Annotated in this window: 15 protein-coding genes; 10 read left to right on the top strand and 5 right to left on the bottom strand. The window is 31.1% G+C overall.

Annotation, left to right across the window (positions count from 1 at the left end; all coding sequences use genetic code 11):
* Positions 1 to 114: 114 nt before the first annotated feature.
* The 5 genes from CHB67_RS08265 to CHB67_RS08245 all read right to left on the bottom strand — a co-directional run bounded on the left by CHB67_RS08265 (position 115) and on the right by CHB67_RS08245 (position 4,266).
* Entirely contained in the window at positions 115 to 912 is a 798-nt protein-coding gene (locus tag CHB67_RS08265; protein WP_089381291.1) for a hypothetical protein, read from the bottom strand.
* Position 913: 1 nt separating this feature from the next.
* Positions 914 to 1,657 (bottom strand): tyrosine-type recombinase/integrase, encoded by a 744-nt coding sequence (locus CHB67_RS08260; RefSeq protein WP_141119695.1) that lies wholly within the window; start codon positions 1,655 to 1,657, stop codon positions 914 to 916.
* Positions 1,658 to 1,850: 193 nt separating this feature from the next.
* Positions 1,851 to 2,258 (bottom strand): hypothetical protein, encoded by a 408-nt coding sequence (locus CHB67_RS08255; RefSeq protein WP_089381289.1) that lies wholly within the window; start codon positions 2,256 to 2,258, stop codon positions 1,851 to 1,853.
* Between the two features lie 244 nt (positions 2,259 to 2,502).
* Positions 2,503 to 3,390 carry a carbohydrate kinase family protein gene (locus CHB67_RS08250; RefSeq protein WP_089381288.1) on the bottom strand — a complete coding sequence of 296 codons (888 nt, stop codon included), beginning with the start codon at positions 3,388 to 3,390 and terminating at the stop codon, positions 2,503 to 2,505.
* A gap of 3 nt (positions 3,391 to 3,393) precedes the next feature.
* Positions 3,394 to 4,266 (bottom strand): AraC family transcriptional regulator, encoded by an 873-nt coding sequence (locus CHB67_RS08245; protein WP_089381287.1) that lies wholly within the window; start codon positions 4,264 to 4,266, stop codon positions 3,394 to 3,396.
* Between the two features lie 413 nt (positions 4,267 to 4,679).
* Here CHB67_RS08245 and CHB67_RS08240 point away from each other — a divergent pair, with 413 nt between their 5' ends.
* The 10 genes from CHB67_RS08240 to CHB67_RS08195 all read left to right on the top strand — a co-directional run bounded on the left by CHB67_RS08240 (position 4,680) and on the right by CHB67_RS08195 (position 21,492).
* Positions 4,680 to 7,781, top strand: a complete 3,102-nt coding sequence (locus CHB67_RS08240; protein WP_089381286.1) for a SusC/RagA family TonB-linked outer membrane protein — start codon at positions 4,680 to 4,682, stop codon at positions 7,779 to 7,781.
* Between the two features lie 19 nt (positions 7,782 to 7,800).
* A complete protein-coding gene (locus tag CHB67_RS08235; RefSeq protein ID WP_089381285.1) occupies positions 7,801 to 9,393 on the top strand; it encodes a RagB/SusD family nutrient uptake outer membrane protein in 1,593 nt (530 codons plus the stop codon).
* Positions 9,394 to 9,412: 19 nt separating this feature from the next.
* Positions 9,413 to 11,095 carry a hypothetical protein gene (locus CHB67_RS08230; protein ID WP_141119694.1) on the top strand — a complete coding sequence of 561 codons (1,683 nt, stop codon included), beginning with the start codon at positions 9,413 to 9,415 and terminating at the stop codon, positions 11,093 to 11,095.
* 84 nt (positions 11,096 to 11,179) lie between these two features.
* Positions 11,180 to 13,126 (top strand): glycosyl hydrolase, encoded by a 1,947-nt coding sequence (locus tag CHB67_RS08225; protein ID WP_089381283.1) that lies wholly within the window; start codon positions 11,180 to 11,182, stop codon positions 13,124 to 13,126.
* A gap of 15 nt (positions 13,127 to 13,141) precedes the next feature.
* Positions 13,142 to 14,239, top strand: coding sequence for a glycoside hydrolase family 26 protein (locus CHB67_RS08220; protein ID WP_089381282.1), 1,098 nt, complete (start codon positions 13,142 to 13,144; stop codon positions 14,237 to 14,239).
* Between the two features lie 32 nt (positions 14,240 to 14,271).
* Positions 14,272 to 15,462 carry a glycoside hydrolase family 130 protein gene (locus tag CHB67_RS08215; protein WP_089381281.1) on the top strand — a complete coding sequence of 397 codons (1,191 nt, stop codon included), beginning with the start codon at positions 14,272 to 14,274 and terminating at the stop codon, positions 15,460 to 15,462.
* A 21-nt stretch (positions 15,463 to 15,483) separates the two neighbouring features.
* On the top strand, positions 15,484 to 16,698 hold the full coding sequence (locus tag CHB67_RS08210) for an AGE family epimerase/isomerase (protein WP_089381280.1): 1,215 nt from the start codon (positions 15,484 to 15,486) through the stop codon (positions 16,696 to 16,698).
* Between the two features lie 3 nt (positions 16,699 to 16,701).
* A complete protein-coding gene (locus CHB67_RS08205; protein WP_089381279.1) occupies positions 16,702 to 18,075 on the top strand; it encodes an MFS transporter in 1,374 nt (457 codons plus the stop codon).
* Between the two features lie 24 nt (positions 18,076 to 18,099).
* Positions 18,100 to 19,959: a glycoside hydrolase 5 family protein gene (locus CHB67_RS08200; RefSeq protein WP_141119693.1), complete on the top strand. Its 1,860-nt coding sequence runs from the start codon at positions 18,100 to 18,102 to the stop codon at positions 19,957 to 19,959.
* 48 nt (positions 19,960 to 20,007) lie between these two features.
* Complete coding sequence (locus CHB67_RS08195) at positions 20,008 to 21,492, top strand: CBM35 domain-containing protein (RefSeq protein ID WP_089381277.1); 1,485 nt, start codon at positions 20,008 to 20,010, stop codon at positions 21,490 to 21,492.
* Positions 21,493 to 21,499: the final 7 nt, after the last annotated feature.

The raw sequence follows: 21,499 nt of genomic DNA, 5'->3' as shown, positions 1-21,499 counted from the left end.
TCGCCACCAACAGCCACCACTAGCCACCAAAATACCCCGTTTATATCTAAATTTGCCACCAGTTGCCACCGTTTAAGGTGAATTCGCCACCACCAACCACCAAAACACTGGTTTTTATGTGTGATAAGTATTTATGATAGCTTTATCAACATTAAAAACGTTTATTAAAATCATACTTTCGATTTCATCAAGATCTAATTGAGGTTTTTCTTTCACCTTTTTAGCAACTAACTTCTTAGATTGCTTTTTTATTATTTCTTGATTGGTGTCTTCTGATTTTTTTTGTTTTAATTCCTTTTTGTTAATCTCATTTTGAACGACTACTTCATCTCGATTTTCAATCATTTTAGAATATCTTGATAAGATATCAGGAAGGTATTCAAAAACAAACAGCCCTACTGTGAAATTAAAATCCTTTTCTAAATTCAAAAGCTCTCCAAAGTAATTACAGATATCCTTTAAATGTTTTATGAAAAATTGATGCTGTACTTGGAACGCTCCAATAATACTTAAATCTACATTTTCTCCATTGTACTTTTTAATATTTGTAATTAACCATTCTGTGAAATCTATAAATAGCATTAAGTATTCGTAATACTTTTCTATAATAGCCAAGAACTCTAATTTTTTCTTTTTTTTAATTAATTTAAACGTATTCTGTTCTAGAAAAGCTCTTTTACCAATTAAATTTGAATTTAGGTCTTTCGCATCATTATTGTTAAATGCACTAAATCCTAATTCATTATCTGCGAAATAATATTGGTCAAAGTAGTTAAGTTTTATTTGAAGCCTTACAGCATCTTTAGCGTTTTCAGGAATGATTTCGCTAGGAATATAGTATATCGACTTATGAAAAAACACTTCTACTAATTCATCTAAAAACAAAGTGGTATTTTTAATTTTGGATGCCATTTTAGGTTGTTTTTAAAAGTTCAGAATAGTCTTCAGCAAGTTCAGCATCAATATCTCTTAAATATTTTTCCAAAGCAGTCATTGATGCATGACCAGTAATTCGCATGAGCCTACTTTTTGCTTCAAAAGGAGCGTATTTCTTTTCAAGTTCGTTATATGATTTAGAGATAAAATAATGTCTAAAACTGTATAATCCATAGTCTATACCTAAATCAAAATGATCTTTGACGACACTTTTAAATCGTTTAGAAAAATAATCCCTTTTATTTTGTTCTGAAGATTCCCAAACAACTCCAATTTTTTTTGGAGTGAATAAATAATCATCTGGATTTAGGTTAGATAAATCTGGTAGTTCATTTAGTAAAATATCTGGAATACTCTTCTTTTTAAAAGGTTTGTTCTTTGCTTTAAATTGTAGATACTTCTCTTTTATATTGATATCCTTTACTTTTAATCTGTTTACTTCGATAGGTCGAAGAAAATTGTAAGAAATAAACAAGATATACAATCGGAGTAAAGGGTCCTTGGTTTCTAAATAGCTAAAAATCTCTTCTTGAGTTTTGCTTGAATAGGTTTTGTGCCGTTCTGGGGTGGTTTTTAAAGCAGAAATTTTCCTAACTATGTTAGACGCAATGATTTCATTGTCTTCCAATATCTGCATTAAACTACTTAAGTCCAAACGATAATTGTTTCTACTTCTTGCACTGGTACGTTGCAACACACTATTTAAAAATTGCAGTACCATATTTTTAGTTAACTCATCTATATAAGTTATATGCGGATACTGTTTCTTGATAAACGCTTGTAGTTTTTTTGCTTGCTATCGTATTCTGTATAAGTTCTAGGATTAACGACGTTTTTCTTTAATGATAGCGCAAATTCAAAGGCTTCTTTAATGGTTTTTTGATCGGTTGTAACCACTTTTTGAGGCTCTTTAGCTATTTCAAGTTTTTCAGGTGTAACTGGTTTTGAGTTTTTATAGCTGCTTCCTGTTTTTCAATTGAAACCACTTTGGGATGTTCCGCCTCATGTTGTTTTTGAAATAACGCTGTATTATTTTCAAAAGGATTGTAACCTTTCTTTAATAATTCCAATAATTTTTTACGGTAGGCAGATAAAACATATAAACGATCTTCCTTCGTTTTATACTTGTTGGCTTTTCCATAAAATGGTGTAACTCTTTTTAATTTTCCAGTTTCAGGATTTTGAAAGGAAAAATATACATACCAACGCTTCTTTAAATCGCCATTGGCGGTATATATTTTGGGGTTAGAAAAATTCTTATTCATTGGAAAATCGTATGCACTTTTGACATTAAAGGTAAGTAATTCATTTAAATTAGGCATAAAACAACGGTTTAGAAAGTTAAACCGTTGTTTTTATTGAATTTAAAATAGTAGCGTGATGCAGAATTGAACTGCAGACCTCCGGGTTATGAATTTGAATAAAACCCGTATTTTATGCTATTATATGCTTTTTTCTACTTAAATCGTTTACGGAACTGTTTACGGTAAATTAAACAATATTTGTAAGTATAAATATAGCTTATTTTGAGTTACTAAAGATTTAGATTTTAAAAAAATATCTCAATTAATCATTTAGAAACTCATCAATTTCTATTTGAGATATTTTGGGATTAGCACCATCATTTTGTGCAACTATGGCACCAACAGCACAAGCAAAATTAATAGCCTCTTGTGGATCGGGTTTGTTAAATAATTTTGTTATTAATGCTGCTAAAAATGAATCACCGGAACCAACTGTATCAATTACATCAACCTTAAAGCCATAATTATTGTAAAACTTTCGTTTGTGATATAATACGGCCCCATGAGAGCCTAAGGTTACACAAATAGTATTTGTATTAGTTTTTTTAGAAATGTATTTTATATTTTGCTCTAAAGATTTATGTTTTGAATCTAAAGATTTTGCAACCTTAAACAATTCATCATCATTAAATTTAATGAAATCTGCAGCTGCCATAAGTTCTTTTAGCGTACTTTCAGAATAATGTGGAGCTCTTAAGTTTACATCAAATATTTTGTATTTTGCTACTTCTAAAAGTTGTAATAGTGTTTTTTTTGTAGATTTATCACGAGAAGCTAAACTTCCATATAATAAAAGATCAGCATTCCTAACTAGTTCAGTGTCATCTCTAGTCAAACTAATTTTATCCCAAGCAGAAGGGTGAGTTATATTGTATGATGCATTTCCTTTCTCATTTAAACTTACGTTTACAATTCCAGTTGGGTAATTTTCATTAATTTGGATTGAATCAGAATTAATATCTAGATTATTGAAATACTCAATCAGCTCTCTGCCATTATTATCATTGCCTACAGCGCTTATAATCAAAACATCAATTCCAAATGATTTTAATCTTGAAATTACATTTAAAGGTGCGCCTCCTATTTTTTTATGTTTTAGAAATACGTCGAAAAGAATCTCTCCAAAGCATACAGCTTTTATTTTACGCATTATCTAAATAATTTTTTTGGTTACTTTAAAATTCATTCTAAATTCAGAAGGTGTACAGTTTTGTTTCTTTTTAAAAATACGATTAAAGTTAGAAATGTTATTAAACCCACAACTATAGCAAATTTCGGAAACACTATCATTTGTATCAATCAATTGCCGTGTTGCATATCCTAATCGAAATTCATTGACAAACTCAACAAAAGTTTTTCCTGTTCGTTGTTTAATTAATCGACTAAATGAAATTACAGACATATTGATGGTTTTTGCAGCATCTTCAACTCTAATTTTATTATTATAATTTTCTTTTATGTATTTAAAGACTTTTTCAATCCTATTGCTGTTATGAAAATCATTTTGATCATCAAATGATAAATTTGTTAAGATTTTTTGTCCACGACTAATTGCTAAGTCGTACAGTAGTGATTGAAAGTCAATAAAATTGTCAAATCCATTCTTTTTACTGATGATATTTAATTTACTTTCTAAGTTTTTGGTGGTTTCCTGAGAAAAGAGAACTCCGTGATTTGCATTTTTAAATAAATCTTTAATTGGTTTTAATATATTTTTATTCAGTAATTGCACATCAAATAAGTATCTCGGGAATTGAATGGTAATTTCATACATTTCTTTAGAATTATCATTTTTATAGTTTTCCCATCCGTGATATATGTTTGGCCCAACCATCACCAATTCAAAATCTTCAATTTCCCCAATGTGATCTCCAACAACTCTTTTTGCTCCTTTTCCACCTTTAATAAAATTAATTTCAAATTCAGGATGAAAATGAATTGGAAAATCAAAATCATTTTTATGTCTGTCAAAAACTAAAAAGCAATCATTTTCATTTAACGGAGTAATTTCTCGATGTATTTCCATTTGTGTCGGTGTAAGATTTGATGTAAAAGTATAATAATTTGTTGTATTTGTATTGCTTGATATTGAAATAGTACTAATGCTATACTGATGGTTTTATGTATTATTTTGTTTTTTACATAAGTAGATTTTGCTTAATCACTTGATTATAAGTCTATTGTTTTGATGTGTGTGTATTGGTTTTAGTACGCTGTAATAATTGAATGATGTAAAAGTATCATCTAATGATGTAAAAATATTTGTTAAAATTACACTCTCAGCATAATTTTGATAGTATCATTTATTTATAGTTTCTGTAAGTAATTTGAAATCAAACAAACAATTAATTATTTAAAAAGAAGGTTTATGATAATCAACTTAACAGCTTAAAAACAATAGTTATTTCATAAGCCTTAAAACCAAATTTATTATTTATTATGAAAAAAAATCTTCGATTTATTTTAATGATGCTCTTTCTAGCTTCCTCTTGGGTTTCAATTGGACAAGAAAAAGTTTTAACTGGTGTGGTTACTGATGAGAGTAATCAACCTTTGCCTGGTGTTACTGTTGTAATTAAAGGAATGTCACAAGGTACAACAACTGATTTTGATGGTAATTATACTATTAATTTAAGTAGTGGTCAAGAAATTTTGACATTTTCATTTATGGGGTTTACTACCCAAGAAATTAAGGTAGACGGAAAGTCTACAATTAACATTGTTTTAAAAACGGATTTAGTGGGACTTGATGAGGTGGTAGTTGTTGGTTATGGTACCATGAAAAAGAGTGATTTAACTGGTTCTGTAGCTCAAGTAAAAGGAGAGGTTTTTGAAAACTTTGCTTCAAATCAACCTTTACAAGCAATACAAGGTCGTGTAGCTGGTGTAAATATTACTAAAAGCTCGGGTGAACCAGGTGCAGGATTAAAAGTTAGAATTAGAGGGGTAAGTAGTACAAATAATTCTGACCCATTATATGTAATTGATGGTATACCTTCAGGTACAAGTATGGAACATATAGCTCCTGAAGATATCCAAAGTGTAGAGATATTAAAAGATGCATCTTCAACTGCTATATATGGTAATAAGGGAGCAAATGGAGTTGTAATTGTTACTACTAAATCTGGAAAAGCTTCAAGCAAGCCTGTTTTTTCTTTTAACAGTTATTATGGTTATGGAGAAGTTCCTAATCAAGTTGATATGTTAAATGCCAATCAACAGGGTAGCTTAATATTAGAAGCAGCTGCGAATGATGGAATTTCTATTCCAACAGATTTAGAAACAAGAATAAACTATGTACTTGCAAATAATTCAGTTGGAACTAATTGGCAAGATGAAATTTTTAGAAACGCTTCACAAAATAATTACAACTTAAGTGTTAGAGGTGGTTTTAATGATGCAAACAATGAAGATAGAAGCTTAATGTATGCTATTAGTGGTTCTTATTTTACGGAAGATGGATTGGTTAAAAATACTGATTTTGAAAAATACATGTTACAGTCAAAGTTAGATTTTCAATTCAGTAAAAGAATTAAAGCAGGTATGCAAATAAATCTATTTCATAAGGAAAATGGAAACATACCACAAGGATTATATAGTGGGCCTGTGCCATTAGGTTTAAAAACGAGCCCTATGGATAGAGGTATTGATGATGAAGGTAACTATATTTCAACAGGAACAACTTTGGGCCAAAACCCTTTGTGGGCAGTTCATGAATTGCAATATGGTGATAATGCTACAAATTCTTATGGTTTAAGAAGTTGGTTAGATATTAATATTACTGAAGGGTTAGATTTTAAAAGCACCATTAATATTTCAAAAGGGTTTACTCACAGTAAAAATTATGCGCCAAGTTACTATTTAAATGAAAATTTTTATAGAGCTGATAGTGAATTATATGAAGGAAGAGGTGAATGGTTTAGTAGAACTTGGATCAATGTTTTAAATTATAATAAAACATTTAATGATGTTCATAAGTTGATTGCTACATTAGGTCAAGAGTCTTCTTTTAATGAAAATGACGGATTTAGTGGTGTTGGTATTAATGTGCCAGAAGATAGTGATTTGCGTTATTTAAATTTGGCTAGTTCTTATAAGGAACAATTAGGTGCATATCAAGGGCAATCTTCAACTCAATCGTTTTTTGCGCGTGCTTTTTATTCTTTTAAGAATAAATATATGATTACAGGTACTGTACGTTATGATGGTTCAAGTAAATTTTCAGGAGACAATAAATGGGGGCTTTTTCCATCGGTTGGAGCATCTTGGAAATTGGATGAAGAAGAGTTTATTCAGAATTTAGATGTGTTTTCAGTATTAAAGTTTAGAGTTGGATGGGGGCAAGTAGGAAATGAAGCTAGTGCGCAAGCAGGTTCTGATGTTGCGAATATTGGAAACTATGGAATGTACTATGTGTTTAATGGGATTCCTTATAAAGGAGGAACAGCTACAAATATTCCAACACCAGATTTAAAGTGGGAAGTAATTGAAACTACTAATATTGGTTTAGATGCAGGTTTTTTAAATGGAGACTTAGCTATTACTGCTGATTATTTTATTAAAAATACGGAAGATATGATTACCCGTGTTTCACTTCCTGGTTACTATCCAAAAGATAGACCAAACGCAAATATTGGTACAATGTCTAATAAAGGGTTTGAGTTTTCAGCTAATTATGGTAAAACATATGATAAATTTAAATTTAATGTTGGAGCAAATTTTACGGCAATTAAAAATGAAGTTGTAAAATTAAATTCTGATACAAACGCATATTTAGATGGTGGTTACATAGATAAATTAGGATATACCACAAGAACTGAAAAAGGGCATGAGATCGCTTATTTTTATGGGTACCAAACAAACGGTATTTTTAGAACACAGGATGAAGTTGATGCATATGTAAGTGAAGGAGGAGATCCTATTCAACCTGATGCTAGAGTAGGTGATGTAGTATTTGTTGATAATAATAATAACGGATTAATAGATGCTGATGACCGTACTAAATTGGGATCTGGTACACCTGATTTTTCTTATGGATTTAACTTTAGTATGGAGTATAAAGGTTTTGATTTATCTGGAGATTTTTTCGGAGTTTCTGGAACTGAAATTGTAAATGGAATGGGAATCTTCACTTTAGAGGTTAAAGATTATACCAACGCATTTGCTTCAAGAATGGATCGTTTTCACCCAGTAAATAATCCTAATGGAACTGAGCCTAGAGCTACATTATCTGATACAAATAATAATACACGTTTTTCAGATAGATATGTTGAAAACGGGTCTTATTTAAAATTAAGAAACCTTCAAATTGGATATTCATTACCAGCTTCAGTTTATGAAAAAAGCTTTTTAACTAAAGTTCGTTTTTATATGTCAGGTCAAAACTTGTTAACCTTTACAGATTATAAAGGGTATGATCCTGAAATTGGTGATTTAACTCATGATGCAAATAGTGATAATTCAAGTTTGGGTATTGGAGTTGACTTAGGAAACTACCCTCAACCAAGATATTACTATTTTGGTGTAAACGTAACATTTTAATTAAAAAAATAATATAGATATGAAATATTTCAAATTTATGTCCCTTTTTACGATTGTATTTTTCACAATGTCTTCTTGTACCGACTTGGACTTGGAGAATATAGGGACTCAAACAGCAGAGTCATATTTTAATAATCCTGAAAACGCACTAGCAGGTTTAAATGCTTGCTACTCAACAATGTCGAAGGATGAATACTTTGTATATGGTGATTTAATGTCAGATGATGCCTTAAAAGGAGGTAGTGATTTATTTGACTGGGCTGAACGTCAATATGTACGAGATTTTACTGCAAATGCAGGAAATGGGGTTTCTTCAGGAACTTGGTCGTTATTGTACACAGGAATTGTTAGAACTAATGAGATTATTAATTCATTACCTGAAGCTACTTTTGATGAAGAGTTAAAAGAAAGAATAATTGGAGAAGCAAAATTTTTAAGAGCATATTCTTATTCTAAACTTGTTTCTTTGTTTGGTGGAGTTCCGTTAGTAACTGCAGATTATTCAGTTGATGACCTTATAGAGCCAAGAGCGTCGGTTGCAGAAGTGTATGCGCTTATTAAAAAAGATTTAGATGATGCAATTGCAGTACTTCCTAAAAAAGGTAGTTACAATGCAAATGATTTAGGTAGAGTTACTAAAGGTGCTGCTATGGCTTTAAAAGCAAGAGCTTTAATTCAAGAAACATCATATGCCAACAATACAGTTTTAGCTGCTTCGTCAGGACATACAGTTGATGTAATGACCAATTGGAATGAAGTTTACAACTTAACAAATGATATTATCAATTCAGGTGAATATTCATTAGCTGCTAATTTTGCTTCAATTTTTGAACAAGATGGTGAAAATAATAATGAATCAATTTTTGAAGTACAACACGAAACTACCAATAATGAATGGGGAGAAAGTGTAGGTAATACAACAGTAGTTCAAATGGGGAACCGTGATGATTGGGGATGGTGTTTTAATCTTCCAACAGATGCATTATACAATGCATATGGAGATAAAGATCCACGTAGAGAATCAACAATTTACGGTCAAGAATTTGATGTTTTATATGGGGTTAAGCAAAGTTGGGAAAAACAAGTTTGGACTTTAGAACACAGTAGTACTAAAGACTTTGTAACTAGCTGTAGATTAAATAGAAAATATGCTTTAGCTCCTGATGCAAGAAATGGGAATCATAATAACCAACCAAATAATAAAAGAGTTATTCGTTATGCTGAAGTTTTACTAATGCATGCTGAAGCTGCTTATATGAAAGGAATGGAGAGCGATGCTCGTTTGTATTTAAATATGATTAGAACAAGAGCAGAAGGAAGTACTTTTCCATTAGGTTCAGCATTGGGTCAAAAATCAGGATTTACATTTGATATATATCCAGGCGCTTCAGTTCCAGAAGTAACAAGTACTGGAGATGATTTACTTGAAGATATTTGGAATGAAAGACGTTTAGAGTTAGCACTTGAAGGTATCAGATATTTTGATATTATAAGAACGGGAAAAATTGATTTATTACCTGAAACTGGAAATTACGAATCTCACGATGGATTATTACCAATTCCATTAGCAGATGTAAATACTTTTGGGTTAGAACAAAATAAAGGCTATTAATAAAATAAAACAGAATAAAATGAAAAAATATTTCATAAATACAATTGTGATGGTATTATTTTTAGCTGGATTTACTAGCTGTCAAGATGATACTGAATATGATATCCTCTGGCCAATACCAGAAATTTCGAGCGTAAGTTCTTATAACGATGTACTTTCAAGTACTATTACTTTAAAAGGAAATTTTACACAAGTGAAAAGTGTATACTTTGGTGAGACCAAAGGAGATAATTTACAAGTTTCAGCTGATGAGCAGTCCTTAACAATACAGGTTCCAAGAACTATGTCAGTTGACGGTGCTCCAATAATCGTTTCTAACGAGTATAGACAAACGTATTCAACTTCAGAAAAATTTGTACCTATAATACCAGAATCATCGGTATCAGAAGTAAGTGATATACAAGTAGGTTTAACATTTATTGTTACGGGTGAGAATGTAGATTTATTAGATGAAATTTTAATTGATGGAGAAACTGCGGCTGTTGTTTCAAAAGGACAGAATGCCATTATAGTTTCTGTAGCTGGATTGGATTTAAAAGCAGGTGATTTAGTTGATGTTGACTTTGTAAGTTTAGCAAAAAATGATGTTCCAACAGTTGAAAAAGTAAATGTGATTTATCCATTTATAACTTATGAAGAAGTTGTGATTTGGGATTTTGCTGATGGTACACATGAATATATTGGTGAGCCAACTGCAAGTGTTGAGAATGGAGATGTATTAGGAAAAACAGCTAATTACTTTTCTTTAAGAGCGCCAGGATATGGTTGGGATAAAGCAACAGGAGAAATGACATCAAATGAAGTTCCTGATATTAGTGGTATTGTAACACCTTATTTAACTTTTGCAGTAAGAACTCCTGTAGGAAGCGGTGGTTATTTTCAAATGGAAGACCAAGCTGGAAATTGGAGACATTTTGGATATGGATTTGATACAGGAGGAGAATGGGTTATTATTTCGCAACCACTTAAATCTAATTGGGAAGGTGGAGAATTTAACTCGGGTGATTTTAAACCTAAATTAGGATTTAAGGCTGGTAATGCTGGTACAAATCAAGATTTAGATATTGCATTTGTAAAAATAACTGAAGGACAGTATGATGGTAGTCAGGATATTGGAGATGTAATTGGTGGTTCGTCAAAACCTGCAAAAATAGTAGTTATGGGGTTTGAAGATACTGAAAACTGGCCAGATGTTATGAATGGAAGCGAAGTAATAGGTTCATTGGATTTCAGAAAAGATGCTATAGAACCTTTTTATGGTGATAATTTTTTCACATATGTTGATGATGGTTCTTTAGGAGGCTGGGGAGCTTACTGGGGACAAACAATTTCAACAGATATGTCGAGTGTAGATTTATCTTTATATGAAGATCCTTACCTATCATTTGCTGTAAATTCTATAGATGCACAGCAATATATAATTGTAAGAATGTATCAATATGATGAGCAGTTAGTAATGGTTCAAAAATTCTTCCCAAATACTTCAAAAGATTGGCAAACATTTCAATTTAGCTTATTTAATACAGATATGGAAAATTGGAGTGATGATAGCACAGATTTAGGAGCACATTATAAGTCAAAAACTAGATTTGCTTTTGATGTACCGTTTGATAGAATTGAGGTAATTGTTGGAAGAGCAGGAAGCAATGAAGTAACAGTTAGTATTGATGAAATGGTAATAACAGAAGGAGCTCGTTATTAGTTTTTTGTGTTTGATTTTGATTTAAACAGAGCATAATTTTATTATGCTCTGTTTAAAATTTAATTATAAAATAAAGTATTTGAAATGAAATATTATATAAAAATTATAGTACTGTTTTTTATAGTGGTAGCTGCCTGTACAAAAGAGGATGATGAAACTGTTGAGAAAAGTAGCGAATCTAAATTGATAAGTTTTTCAATAAAAGATGTATCAAGCACTTTTACTATTTCATCAAATAATAATGTTGAAACTATTTTAACGGAAGATATTGATGTTACAAATTTAACTGCTGTTTTCTCAATATCTGCAAAAGCTAAAATATTTGTTGGTAGTACGCAACAAAATTCAGGTGTAAGTAAAAATGATTTTTCAAATCCATTAAAATATACAGTTGAGGCAGAAGACGGATCACGAACAACATATACCGTAATCATAAATTCTGAATCAAAAATTTTAACTTTTAGTGTTGTTGAATTAAACAGTGTTACATTTTCAATAAGTGAATTAGATATAGAGGCAACTGTTCCGTCAGGGACAGAACTTGAAAACTTAACAGCTAAATTTACGGTAAGCGAAGATGGCGAATTATATATTGGCAGCACAAAACAAGTATCCAATGAAACAAAAAACAATTTTAGTAACCCAATCAATTATGATCTTAAAAAAGATGGGATTACAAAAAAAACATATACTGTTAAAATAATTATAGCAGAAAATAACAAACCTATAGCAAATGCAGGTCCAGATAAATTAGTCCTTATCTCATCAAGTGAATCAGAAGGCTCCGTTAATTTAGACGGCTCAAATTCTTCAGATGTTGAAGCTCCTATAAAAAGTTTTGAATGGTTATTAGACAATACCGTTATAGCTTCAACAGAAATGACAACTGTTAATTTACCGTTAGGGACACATGCAATTACGTTAAAAGTTATTGATTCCTCAAATGAAACAGCTACAGATGAAATGAATGTAGAAATTAGACATCAAGGCGAATATAAGCCTGTAGATGTTGATGCTTCTGCAATGACAAAAAATTTATATACCAATATTGCTTCTATAGCCAATAGTAGTCAATTTGCTTTTGGGCAAGAGTTTCCTCTTTCATTTCAACTTAATAGTATTAGTGATAATGTAAATACTTCAGACTGTAAAGATGTTACAGGTGATCACCCTGCAGTTTATGGAATAGATCCACATTATATGTTGTATAAAATAACTGAGCAAAAACAAATTCATATCAATGAGGCTAAACATGCCTATGATAACGGATCTATAGTAACATTTGATTTTCACCAACAAAGTAAAACAGATCACAAAATTTATTTGAATGATATAACTTCAAGTACAGACAAAAGTTTAATGTATGATGTGGTAAAAGATAACAATGGGTCTCAAGCTTGGTTTTATGATGAACTAGATCAATTAATTGATATCATCAACAATGATTTAGGTTTCCCTGTTGTATTTAGGTTATTTCACGAAATGGATGGCGATTGGTTTTGGTGGGGTTCAAAAGCTACAAACCATTCTTCTCAACTGTATGTTGATTTTTATAGGTTGGCCGTAGATTATATTAAAGAAAGAACAAATTTGGTGTTATTTGGATGGTCTCCAAATCAACAATTAAATGAAAGTTATTATCCTGGAGATGCCTATGTAGATATAGTAGGGATTGATATGTATGACTCAGGCTCATCAAGCTTAAAAGATAATTTAATTCAATTATCAAATTTCGCATACAATCACGGAAAAGTTGCTGCTTTAACAGAAACGGGTAAAAATAATTACATTAATCTTTCACCTAAGTTTTGGACTTCAAATATATTAACAGCTATTGAACAAGGTGGAACAGACATAAGAATTGCTTGGGTACTTGCTTGGTTTAATGCACCTTGGAAATCTTCTCAAAATGATTTGTTTATTCCAAATAATAACAGTTCAACAACGGTTAAAGATGACTTTGTAGATTTTAAAAATAGTTCAACAACATTGTTTCAGGAAGAAGTTAAGACTCTTTCGGTTTATAATTAAATTACCAATTTAGAAATGGGAAAATTAATAAAAATTATAATTTTATCTTTTATAGTTTTAAGTTGTTCGCAACCAGCTAAAAAAGTAGAAAGTAGAAAGGAAACTCCTGCAATCTTATTGTTAAGTAAGTTAAATAAACTAAATGATAAAGGGGTTTTATTTGGTCATCAGGATGATTTGGCTTATGGAATAGGTTGGAGATATGATGGCGGTGCGTATTTACAATCTGATGTAAAAAAAGCAACAGGAAGTTATCCTGCAATTTTAGGTTGGGATATTGGTCATATAGGAGATTCTTTAAATATAGATAAAGTCCCATTTGATCATATTAAAAAATTAATTGTAAAAGGAGACTCAATTGGGGCAATAAATACCATTAGTTGGCACCCTTCCTTTTTAAATGATAGTATAAACTCTTGGTTTAAAGAAATTGACATGGTAAATACGTTAATTCCTGGAGGTGAAAATCACCAAGAATTGATTTATAAATTGGATCTTTTTAGTGCTTTTCTAAGAGGTTTAAAAAGAACAGATGGAAGTTTAGTTCCAATCATTTTTAGACCTTGGCACGAAATGAATGGCAATTGGTTTTGGTGGGGTGAAGATTTTTGTGATAATGAACAATATAAAAAACTGTTTCAATTTACTGTGAATTATTTAAGAAATGAAAAAGGTTTAAACAATCTTTTAATTGCATATTCTCCAGATAGGCAGTTTCATTCTGAAGAAGAATATTTAAAATGGTATCCAGGTGATGCTTATGTAGATATTATGGCAATGGATAATTATTACGATTTTCAGCCTGGAGGCGAAGGGTTAGATGCGGCAGTTAATAAATTAGAAATTGTTGCAAATGTTGCAGAGAAGAAAAGTAAACTAGCAGCGTTTACCGAAACTGGATTTGATAAATTGGAACATCAAAATTGGTACTCTCAAGAGTTGTTACCAATACTTAAGCAAAAAGAACTTATTAAAAAAATATCATATGTAATGGTTTGGCGTAATCATGATACCACTCATTTTTATGTGCCATACAAAGGACATCCATCATTGCCAGATTTTTTGAAATTTAAAAATGATGAGCAGATATTATTATTAGACGATATCAATTAGAAAAAGTATAAAATATTTAAAAATATATTGAAATGAATTATTTAAAACGTATAGAACATATAGAAGACAACTACAAGGAGTTAGTTGTAGAGCAAAATAAAATGTTATTTAGCACAAATGGAATATATAATAAATACGAAAATCCAATTTTAACCAGAGATCATATTCCTTTAGAATGGCGTTTTGATTACAACCCTGAAACTAATCCTTATTTTATGGAACGTATTGGTTTTAATGCAACGTTTAATGCAGGGGCAATAAAACTTAATGGTAAATATTTATTGGTAGTAAGAGTAGAAGGTAATGATAGAAAATCATTTTTTTCAATTGCTGAAAGCCCAAATGGTGTAGATAATTTTAAGTTTTGGGATAAACCAATTACAATCCCTCAAATTGTAGGTGATTTTGATACAAACGTTTATGATATGCGTTTAACACAACATGATGATGGTTGGATTTATGGTGTGTTTTGTAGTGAGCGTAAAGATCCATCTTCACCTGATGGAGACACTTCAACAGCAGTAGCCAATGCAGGAATTGTAAGAACAAAAGATCTATTAAGTTGGGAACGCTTACCAGACCTAATTTCAACAACTGGTCAACAACGAAACGTAGTTTTGTTTCCGCATTTGGTTGAAGGTAAGTACGCTTTTTTTACGCGTCCTCAAGATGGGTTTATTGACACTGGAAAAGGTGGGGGAATAGGATTTGGCCTGTCTGACACCATTGAGAACCCTGAAGTAAAAGAAGAGAAAATTGTAGATGCAAAAACCTATCATACTATTTATGAAGTAAAAAATGGCTTAGGTCCAGCACCAATTAAAACATCAAAAGGATGGTTGAATCTAGCACATGGTGTTAGAAATACAGCAGCTGGTTTAAGATATACGTTGTATATGTTTATGACAGATCTTGAGAAGCCTTGGATAGTAACTCATAAACCTGGAGGTCATTTATTGGCTCCTCTTAAGGAAGAAAGATTAGGAGATGTTTCTAATGTTGTATTTTCAAATGGTTGGATTGATGATGAAGATGGAAAAGTTTACATTTATTATGCTTCATCTGATACAAGAATGCACGTAGCAACTTCAACAATTGATCAATTGGTAGATTATTGTGTGAATTCTCCTGAGGATAAATTGTATTCACATTTATCTGTAGAAACTATCATAAATCAAGTTGAAAAAAATCAACAGCACAAACAAATTACCAAGGTTGTTTAACACACATAAATTTAAAGTAAAATGGTAATTGATAATAACATATTAGCTAATAATATCAATAATTTAAAAGAGGAATTGTCGCTTGAACTAAGTTCCTTATTAAGTTTTTGGGCTTTAGAAGCTATAGACAATAATAATGGAGGTTTTATTGGAGAAATTAATCATTTTGGAGAAAAAAATAGTGAAGCTTCAAAAGGGGTTATTTTAAATACTCGAATTTTATGGACATTTTCAGCTGCATTTAGAACCACAAATTTAGCGGAATATAAAGCTGTTGCTGACAGGGCTTACAATTACCTTATCAATCATTTTTGGGATGCTAAAAATGAAGGATTGATTTGGGAAGTAGATTATCTTGGAAATCCATTAAATAGCAGAAAACAGGCATACGCACAAGGTTTTGGAATATATGCGTTTTCAGAATATTATAGAGCTACACAGCATACAAAAAGTTTAAATTATGCTAACTCTCTTTATGAAATTCTAGAAAATAAGTTTTGTGATAAAATAAGCGGAGGTTATATAGAAGCATTGAAGGATGATTGGAGTGTAATTAAGGATATGCGTCTAAGCGATAAGGATCAGAATTCTCCGAAATCTATGAACACTCATTTACATATTATTGAACCATATGTGAATCTTTATAGAATAAATCCTTCAGAAAAATTAAAACAAAGCATTACTGCATTGTTAGAAATATTTAACGATAAAATCATCGATAAAAACACAGGGCATTTTAATTTGTTTTTTGGAATGGATTGGGAAATACAATCCACAGCAATTTCTTTTGGTCACGATATTGAAGGCGCTTGGCTTTTGCATGAAGCAGCTCTAATAATTGGTGATGAAAATTGGATTAAAACAATTCGAAAAAAGGCATTACAACTTGTTGAAATAACGATAAAAAAAGGATTAGATATTGATGGGTCATTGTTCAATGAATTTGATAATGGTCATATGGATACAGATAAGCATTGGTGGCCACAGGCAGAAGCTATGGTAGGATTAATGGATGCATATGAGATCAATCATAACGAAAAATATTTAGAAGGAATAATCAAACTTTGGAACTTTATTAAATTCAATTTAAAGGATAAAGAAAATGGAGAATGGTATTGGAGAGTAGATGAGAATGGAAATCCAATTACATCAGAAGTTAAAGTTGGTTTTTGGAAATGCCCCTATCATAATGGAAGAGCATTAATGGAGTTAATTGAACGTATAGAAAAAATTTAAAATATGTCAGAAAAAATAAACTTTAAAGAAAAAGTAGGTTACGGATTTGGGGATTTTGCATCCTCAATGTTTTGGAAATTATTTTCCATGTTTTTAATGATATATTATACGGATGTTGTTGAAATTTCACCAGCATCTGTTGGTACAATGTTTTTATTAACTCGTTTATGGGATGGATTAAACGATCCTATAATGGGAATCGTTTCTGATAGAACGAAAACTTCAATGGGTAAATTCAGACCGTATTTATTATGGGTAGCAATTCCTTTTGGACTTATAGGTGTTTTAACATTTTCAACACCGGATTTAGGTCCTTCAGGCAAATTAATTTATGCCTATGTAACATATACTTTAATGATGATGGTTTATACAGCTATTAATGTGCCGTATTCATCGTTAATGGGCGTAATGACTTCTGATACCAAAGAGCGAACCTCGTTGGCTTCATTCCGATTTATAGGCGCGTATTCGGGTGGTATTTTTATGACAGCTACCGTTCCTTATTTACTAGATTTTTTCAGAAATTCAGGAAATGATGATGCGCAAAGCTATCAATATACCGTTGCTATTTATGCAGTTTTAGCCGCATTCTTTTTTATAATAACCTATAAATGGACAAAAGAGCGTGTAAAGCCTCTTACTGAAAAGTCATCCATAAAAAAAGACATCAAAGATTTAGCAAAAAATGGTCAATGGTTTATAATGTTGGGAGCTGGTATTGCAGTTTTAATATTTAACTCGTTACGTGATGGAAGTATCATGTATTATTTTAAATATTTTGTGCACGATCAAGTATTGCCAGTTTTTGGAGAAGTTAAATGGGATAAGCTAGCAGGAGCTTATATGACTGTTTGGTTGGTAACAAATTTATTAGGTGTGTTATTAGCAAAACCGCTTTCAGCAAAATATGGAAAGAAGAACACTTTTATTGGAGCAATGGTTTTAGCCTCTATATTCAGTTTTGTATTTTATTGGGTTAATCCAAATGATATAGCTGTCATTTTTGGATTGAATATTATTATCGGAGTTACAGCAGGTATTGTATTGCCACTAATTTGGTCTATGTACGCTGATATTGCTGATTATTCTGAATGGAAAACAGGAAGGCGTGCAACAGGTTTGGTATTTTCATCTTCATCAATGTCACAAAAAATGGGGTGGACATTAGGAGGAGCAATTACTGGTTGGTTATTAGCAGGATATGGTTTTGAAGCCAATGCTGAACAAACCGTAGAATCTTTAAAAGGAATAAGAATGTTGATAAGTATATATCCAGCTGCAGGTGCTTTGCTTTCAGCAGGAATTTTAGTAATCTATAAATTAAGCGATAAATTTATGGATGAAATCACGAAAGACTTAGCATCAAGAAGAAAATAAAAAAAAACAAAAATATTTCAAAAAATGAAACAATTAGCTATATTATTTTTGTTTATGGCAAGCATCGCTTGTACAAAAAATGAGTCTAAGAAGGAGCAAGTTAATGAAGATAAATTTAAAGGGTTTACCACATTTATTACAGCAAAAGAGCATTCATTAATGGATGGAGAAAAGGAATTTAGGTTTGTTTCTATGAATATTCCTAACCTTAATTATATTGAAGACGAATTAAATTTTTTAACTAAAAATCCATACAGATACCCTACTGAATTTGAAATACGTGATGCTTTTGAAACTGTAAAGCAAATGGGAGGAACGGTAATTAGAATTTATACGCTTCCTGTTAAAAGAGCTGATGAACCTGACAACCCAACGTTTATTACTGGTCCAGGAGAGTTTGTTGAGGAAGCATTTGTGGTGAATGATTTAATGTTGAAAATTGCAAATGAAACAGGTGTGAGAATTATTTTTTCGTTATTAAACAACTGGAAATGGATGGGTGGTGCACCACAATATGCGGAGTTTAGAGGAAAGACATTTGATGATTTTTGGGTAGATGAGCAACTAATGGATGACTTCAAAAAAACAATTGATTTTACGTTAAATAGAACCAATACTTTAACTGGAGAAAAATACAAAGACGATAAATCTATTTTGTGTTGGGAAACAGGAAATGAGTTGAGTTCGCCATATTCTTGGGTGAAAGAAGTAGCAAAATATATTAAATCTATTGATAAAAATCATTTAGTTATGGATGGTTATTATGCGATGGATAATTATAGATATGTGCATAAAGAATCTGTTGAAGATTCAAATATTGATATTTTATCTTCTCATCACTACGAGCAAAATCCTTATTCACAAATAGATAATATCAAGTCAAACTTGGCTGTTATTAAAGGTAGAAAGCCTTATATTTTAGGAGAATTAGGGTTTGAGAGTACAACTGCACATAGAAGTGCATATGATTATATTATTTCAGAAAAACAAATTGCTGGTACGTTAAATTGGAGCATTCGTTCTCATAGAGAAGAAGGTGGTTTTTATTGGCATTCAGAACCTGTAGGTCATAATTTATACAAAGCATATCATTGGCCTGGTTTTGCGTCTGGTTTTAATTATGATGAAATTGGTTTGTTAAAACTAATGCGTGAAAAAGCCTATGAAATAAGAGGCGAACTAATTCCTGAATTACCAATACCAAAAGCACCAAAACTATTACCAATTAAAAATGTTTTTGAAATTTCTTGGCAAGGTTCGGTGGGTGCTTCAGGATATAATATTGAAAGATCAGAGAGTGAAAATGGTCCTTGGAATGTTATTGCTCAAAATATATCAGATGCAGCAGTTCAATATGTAGCATTGTTTAATGACGAAACAGCAGAAATGGGCAACTCATATTATTACAGAATTGAAGCATTAAATTCAGTAGGAATTTCACCTAAATCAAATGTTGTTGGTCCTGTTAAAGTTTCTGAAAAAGCTTTGATTGATGAAATGGGGAATTTAATGACTGTTTTTGGATATAATAATGTAATTGTAGATCAAGGATTTGATCGAAAATTTAAAGAAGACACTGAAAGAATACTAGGTGATAAAGGAGGTAATGTGTCTTATATAGTTCCTGGTGATATTAAAAAAGTGACAATTTATTCTTTTGAACAAGCTAATGAAAATGGTTTGACTTTTTCAGTATCTAAAGATGGTAAAGAATTTGTACCAATCACGTTCAGTGTTTTAAGTGAAAAACATGGAGAAGGAGATTATGGTTATTGGAATCCAACCTTATATGAGTTGTCAAATTTTGTTGAAGGGTATAAGTACCTAAATATTGATTTTCAACATAAAGCACAGATAGGTAGAGTTTTAATTAGTTATAAATAGCATAATTGACAGTGAGTTATAAATTAATATTATTAAAGAGAATTATAAATGAAGAGTTCTATCATTAGCCCACGAATTAAACTTGTAATTCTCTTTTTCATTGTCTGTACTCAGTTGATTAGAGGGCAGCTAAATGAAAGGTTAGAAGGGTCTTATTCTTTTGAAAATACGTTAGAAATAACAAAAGACAAGACAGCAACAAAGCGTTCTTTTTTAAGACTTGAAGACAAGGGTAATGTAAAATGGAAAGTGAATTTACCAAAAGAAGGGTACTATAATGTTCATATTGCATACAGAGCATTTAATGGTAGTAAAGAGCAATATTTATTAAAAAATAATGATACAATACCTGTTGGTTTTTCAATGTCCGAAACATGGAATGAGTTTAAACAACCATTTTATTTTCAGAAAGGATCAAATATACTAGGATTACAAGAAAATTGGGGGCATATGGATATTGATTGGTTGATGCTATCTGAAGCGCAACCAAAAGTAGCTATTAGTCCTAAAAAGCAACAATTTGTAAAAGAAATACATACTCCTTTGGTATTTAAAGTAGAGAATTATCACCAAGAAATTGAAACTGTTTTGTTGAATGAGAAACCAATTGAATTTAGTGTAGAATCATATACTTATCAAGAATCATCGGTATTACTAAAAATATCAAGTGAAGAATTAAATAGTTTTGAGGAAGGTGATTTTCTGTTAAAAGTGGTATTAAATAAATCTACTATTACCACCCATCTTTCAATTGTAAATAATTCTGAACAAGCTGGGGTAACAATAATTGTACCTGACGTAGAACATGGCTCGTCAGTTTTTATGAGACTACCGTCAGGAAAAAATTTATTGATTGACTCTGGGAAAAAATGGGTAAGAGATAGCATTGTTGTCCCAATGCTAAAGAGGCACAAAATAGATACAATTCATACTTTTATGATTACACATTATCATGGAGATCACGATAGTGGAGATAGAGGAGAACTTATAAAACGTGAATTTAATGTTCAGCAGTTTATAGACTATAATTCTTATCCTACAGGGTATGTTTTAGAGCAAGATGGAATTGCAATAAAATTTCTTAATTGTAGTGAAAATGGAAATGAGGAGAATACAAAATCATTAGCGTTAAAAATTACATATAACGGTTTCACATATTACCATGGAGGGGATACGTATGCGTCTAATCAAGAAAATATACTAGAAAATTATCCTGATGATATAAAAACGGATGTTTTTTATGCTAATCATCATTTTCACGGTTCTGTTTTGCCTAAATATATTTTAAAAGCAGACCCAGATATTGTTGTTGTACAAGCACAAGAAGCGGTATATGCAAGAAGTGCTTTTATGGTAAACTACAAAAAAAAATTCTTAGAAATTTCTAATAGTAAAAGAAAAGAACCTGTTGAAACACTTCTTGGGTTAGAAACTGGAGCTACTGTAATTTCAGTTAACAGTGGTAAAGATTGGACATATAGAGCCCATCGCGATCAACATAAAGTTATTGCACCCGAGCTTATTAAAAATTAATTATTAC

Origin of the sequence: Lutibacter agarilyticus (assembly GCF_900188235.1) — a bacterium.
In the GTDB taxonomy this organism is placed as follows: domain Bacteria; phylum Bacteroidota; class Bacteroidia; order Flavobacteriales; family Flavobacteriaceae; genus Lutibacter; species Lutibacter agarilyticus.
Note: the sequence above shows the minus strand (reverse complement) of the source record. Positions and strands in the feature narration are given on the sequence as shown.